The organism is Mesorhizobium sp. WSM4313 (genome assembly GCF_002294725.1).
GTDB lineage: Bacteria > Pseudomonadota > Alphaproteobacteria > Rhizobiales > Rhizobiaceae > Mesorhizobium.
On sequence record NZ_NSFT01000041.1, the window covers coordinates 1 to 3,486 of the forward strand.

The window sequence follows — 3,486 nt, forward strand, 5'->3', positions numbered from 1 at the left end:
GCACTTGCTGCCCGGTCGGGCTCCAAGAAGCTCGCTATCATCGCCGTCGCAAGGAAGCTCCTGGTCGTCCTCAACGCTATCATTCGCGACAAAACCGCATTCGCATGAACACAGTTGCCATTCCGTGGCCACTGCGAAACGAGACCAGCCACGCCGGCATCACTATGACTGACTGAATTCAAGGCGTAGACCTGTCTGGAACGCGTTGCCCTCCCACTCGGCGAGCGGGCAGTAACTGGGACTTTTTTCGTGAACGTCACGAAACGAACCGCTCATTGGCGCTCGTGCGTCAGAGGGCCGGATCATCCGGGCACTACTGCTTTCGGAGCAGTCCCCCTTTTTGCTGAAACAGCAAATATGGGAAAAGGACTAAGCTTCCGTTTCAGCCGGCGACCCCCAACACGCCGGTCAGGCCCAGCGGCCATCCAGTCACACCCGCGCCTGCTGGGCCGCCCCTAAAACAGTTAGCAGGTGGATTGGGATACGCACGGTGCAAGGCGAGCCTTCTGCGGTAATGGATACTGCCCTCGGCACAGCGATTGAACCAGCAGTCAAAGCTAATTAGTTCCGGAAAGCAAAATTGAACATCGAATCGTTACCATGATAAAGCTATCCGATCTCGGTCGATTTGAGCCTCATCTCAACGGCAAGATTACCGATCACGAAAGCGAATATTTCTACCGCTGCCCCAAGTGCGGGCAGATGGTGGATGAACGCGACGCGCGGCAAGTGATCTGGCATTCTTTCTCAGAGCATGAGCGACTGATGATCGACGGCGGAGCCTCTCACCTGCCATAGGATAGTCTAGCGCTCGCGAGCTCACGCCCCCCGTATGAGCGCAACGATGCAAGGGCCGCCCTTGCAGTTCGCGGCAGCATCAGCGGCCGTTTTTCGCACGAAAGGGCAGCCGGTTGGCGAGATGGCCTCCTCGGATGAACTGAACTCAGATAGCGGATCCGGGCGCTCTAGAGCGTAGGTTCGAGCGGCACCTTGCTTGATGCAAAATGGAAGAAATTAATAGAAGCGTGCACAGGATTTGCATACGACATTTGCCGGATATGGCCGACCTCACTGCTGAGACAAGCCCTACTTCTTAAGCGCCGGCACTGATGGTTTCATCGAAGGATCGGGCAACCGACGAACGGGGGGCGGGTCGGGGAATCGTCGGTCACCCAAGCAAAGAGGCCATTGAATCAGAAAAATGCGTAGACCCTAAACCATTATGCCAGCAGTCTTCATTGGAGGGAATGCGTTTCTTTATGCGGTGCTCAACCCTTATGCTGAACGTCAGCGCCTGCCATCGCTTTGGCCTTCCGTTCCAGCGTCTGACGGTCATTGCCGCGCCTTACGATGAGCTCTTTGACCTCGGGGATGGACAGCTGGAATTTCTGGCGAAGTAGGCAACTCCGTAGTCCCGTTCCGCCGAGATGCGGGCGGGCTCGCGAAATCATGCTTGCTATTGTCCCCTGCCATGGCTTCGATTCCGGAGGGAGCATGTGGACGCCGCGGCGGACAACAATGTTCACGGATAGCCGGTCGAACGTCCGCATTAGAGCGGTCAATATGGTCGGCAGAAGAGCGTCCGAAAAGGGCTGTCGGCGGCTCTGTCGGGGGAACGAAAAAGGAAGAGAAGCAGAACTTTCGTGTACGATTTTTGCACACAACCATTCGTAACTAACTGATTATATCTGGCATCTGCCCCATCCTTCAGAAAGCGAGCCTCCCGGACCAGCGATGGCCAGTCCATGCCGATCAGTTCAATCAATTCCCGGGCTTACCGTTCGGAAATTGCAGTCTCTTTCATGAGCCGGGGAACCAGCAACTCAGCCCGGCTTCAAAATCGTCTTCGTCTCTCCCGTCACGCATTAAGCAACTCGACGCTGTCTGCGGACAACCATGCAGAGGATCGTGCAGCTGTGCTGCGGCCTTGCGGTTTGATCTTGATCATTTCTGACCACCAAATCGGCGATCATGCACCATCGCATGATCCGATCTTCGCGTCGCAGAGTCCTGGCTTAGTCACGTTCGCGATTGCGCTTCGCGCCTTTCGCGGCGCCGCTTCGCAGCACGCGAACGCTTGCTGAGCACCTCCCCGATTTCCGCTGCGGTCAGATGCTCGAGCCCCACAAAGTCGTTCTTGGCATTGCCTGAGCGGATCAACTCGTCGAGTTTGGCCTGGACCGCCACGCCGTCGCGGTTCTGGGTGTTCTGGATGAGGAACACCATCAGGAAGGTGACGATGGTCGTGCCGGTGTTGATGACGAGCTGCCACGTCTCCGAGTAGTGCATGACGGGGCCGGAAATCCCCCACACCACCAAAGATAAGAGACATAGCGCAAAGGCCCATGGGCGTCCGCACGCGCGGGCGACACTGCCGGCCAGCCGGCTGAAGGTCTTTTCCAGCTGTTCCCCTGTCTGTTCTGTCATGGAAGTCACTGAGCGGGGTGCGTCGGCTTCTGCCTGGTGCGGCTTGGTCGGGTTGCCCTCAATCGCATGGCTCTGACGAACGCAATTGCGCCCATGTCGCAGCCGTGACGGGAAGGACCGTTTGAGCTGATGATGATTCTGGCTTGTTGGACGGTGAGCCCGTATTTGCGGGCGAAAGTCACTACGTCGTAGGCGTCGGCCCAGTTCTCGATATCCTTGCTCATTCTGTCCCATGTCATGCTGGAGGTTCCCCACAACGTTGCGTGGCCCAGGAGGTTGCAAAGTCACTGGCCTGGGAGAGCAAACGGGATCACAGCAACGCAGGTCGTCCGGGGAGATTACGGTAGGTCACCCGCCGGAACGCAGGAGACTTGATAGTGGCTGGAAACCATTCGTCTCGTCCGAAGTTTCTTCACGGCTTATCGCGCTTGACGGGACATCAATGGCAAATACGAAGCCCTCCGGGCTGGTAGACGACCTCGTGTCCGTCAACTACGAAGATTTCTTCGAAAACGCCGCCGTTGGCTTTGCACATTGTCGACGCGGACGGGCGCATCGTCCATGCAAACACTGCCGAACTGCGCATGTTGGGCTATGAGCCTGCCGAGTATATCGGGCAGGAGATCGCCCCCTTCTACTAAGATAAAACCGTCATTCAGGACGTCATGAACAATTGCGTGCACTTGCAAACGCAAAAAACCGCCCTGTTTAGACCGGGACGGTTATTGATTTATGATAGAATTGGGTTGCGGGGACTGGATTCAACCCGCCGGCGTTCCTTAAGGAACGAATTCCGTGACAGCGCTGTGTGGCAACCTGACCAGAACGCGTCCGCCGATAGTAGGTTCACGACGTAGCGGTCCTTTGCTACCACAAGTATCGGCCTTGGTTCCATCGAGTTCATCCCCGAGAACGGCGGCGGCGCCGGGGTGAGCAGACGCGGCGCGGCGGTTAACCACCTTCGCATATTCGATCGAACTCAATAGGATTGCTGGCCGTTTTGAGGCCATGGAAGATCGCCAACCTAGATTTTGCTGTCATCCCGAGCCGTCTGGCACA

Annotated in this window: 4 protein-coding genes; 2 read left to right on the forward strand and 2 right to left on the reverse strand. The window is 56.9% G+C overall.

Annotated elements, in window-relative coordinates; translation table 11 throughout:
• Nucleotides 1–600: 600 nt before the first annotated feature.
• Nucleotides 601–798: a hypothetical protein gene (locus CK219_RS30945; RefSeq protein ID WP_095770213.1), complete on the forward strand. Its 198-nt coding sequence runs from the start codon at nucleotides 601–603 to the stop codon at nucleotides 796–798.
• Between the two features lie 1,221 nt (nucleotides 799–2,019).
• Here CK219_RS30945 and CK219_RS30955 read toward each other — a convergent pair.
• Entirely contained in the window at nucleotides 2,020–2,427 is a 408-nt protein-coding gene (locus CK219_RS30955) for a low affinity iron permease family protein (RefSeq protein ID WP_095770214.1), read from the reverse strand.
• 5 nt (nucleotides 2,428–2,432) lie between these two features.
• Entirely contained in the window at nucleotides 2,433–2,651 is a 219-nt protein-coding gene (locus tag CK219_RS30960) for a hypothetical protein (protein ID WP_245340650.1), read from the reverse strand.
• Nucleotides 2,652–2,948: 297 nt separating this feature from the next.
• Here CK219_RS30960 and CK219_RS30965 point away from each other — a divergent pair, with 297 nt between their 5' ends.
• Nucleotides 2,949–3,068: a PAS domain-containing protein gene (locus CK219_RS30965; protein ID WP_176477203.1), complete on the forward strand. Its 120-nt coding sequence runs from the start codon at nucleotides 2,949–2,951 to the stop codon at nucleotides 3,066–3,068.
• Nucleotides 3,069–3,486 lie beyond the last annotated feature (418 nt).

Coding starts and splice junctions, on each gene's coding strand:
- CK219_RS30945 (WP_095770213.1), top strand. CDS start 601: ATGATAAAGCTATCCGATCTCGGTCGATTTGAGCCTCATCTCAACGGC.
- CK219_RS30955 (WP_095770214.1), bottom strand. CDS start 2,427: ATGACAGAACAGACAGGGGAACAGCTGGAAAAGACCTTCAGCCGGCTG.
- CK219_RS30960 (WP_245340650.1), bottom strand. CDS start 2,651: ATGAGCAAGGATATCGAGAACTGGGCCGACGCCTACGACGTAGTGACT.